Below are 627 nucleotides of genomic sequence, written 5' to 3'. Positions count from 1 at the left end.
ATCGCCTGCGCGTCCCCCCCCGCCCCGGCGATCCAGCGCGCGGCCACGGCATCGGGGAACGGCAGCCCCGGCAACACCGACGCCACGTGCGTCATGGCGTCGCCACATCGGGCAGGGAAGGCAGCGCCAGCGCGCGATCGTCCCACACCAGCCGCGCCGTGCGGCCCCCATGCGCGTCCAGCGACAGGTCCAGTTCCAGTGCGGGTGACGGCGTCAGCTCGTCCAGCCGCTCCGCCCATTCGACCAGCACGATCCCCTGCCGGGCATCGTCCCAGCCCAGTTCCTCGAGTTCGTAGGCATCGCCCAGGCGCCAGAGGTCGAAATGGGCCACCGGCCCCAGCGCCGTGTCATAGGTCTGCACAAGGGTGAAGGTCGGGCTGGGCACCTCCAGCGCCGGATCGCCGCTCAACGCGCGCAACAGGGCCCGCGCAAAGGCACTTTTGCCCGCGCCCATCGGACCGGACAGAAGAAGCGCGTCCCCCGGCCGCAGCAACCGCGCCACGAGGGCACCAAGGGCGTCGGTGTGCCCGGGGCCGGGCAGGGTGATCAGGCGTTCGGGCATGGCGCGAGGGTAACGCACGCGGCGTGGGCTGCGCCACCGGCCTGATCGATGGAGGGGGTGACAGC

At 72.4% G+C, this 627-nt stretch carries 1 protein-coding gene; it reads right to left on the bottom strand.

The features are described from left to right. Window positions 1–91: 91 nt before the first annotated feature. Window positions 92–627: tRNA (adenosine(37)-N6)-threonylcarbamoyltransferase complex ATPase subunit type 1 TsaE (tsaE, locus tag HUK82_RS17055; protein ID WP_394367520.1), on the bottom strand; the 536-nt coding region annotated here is incomplete at its 5' end.

The sequence above is a fragment of the Ameyamaea chiangmaiensis genome (assembly GCF_013376175.1).
In the GTDB taxonomy this organism is placed as follows: domain Bacteria; phylum Pseudomonadota; class Alphaproteobacteria; order Acetobacterales; family Acetobacteraceae; genus Ameyamaea; species Ameyamaea chiangmaiensis.
Note: the sequence above shows the minus strand (reverse complement) of the source record. Positions and strands in the feature narration are given on the sequence as shown.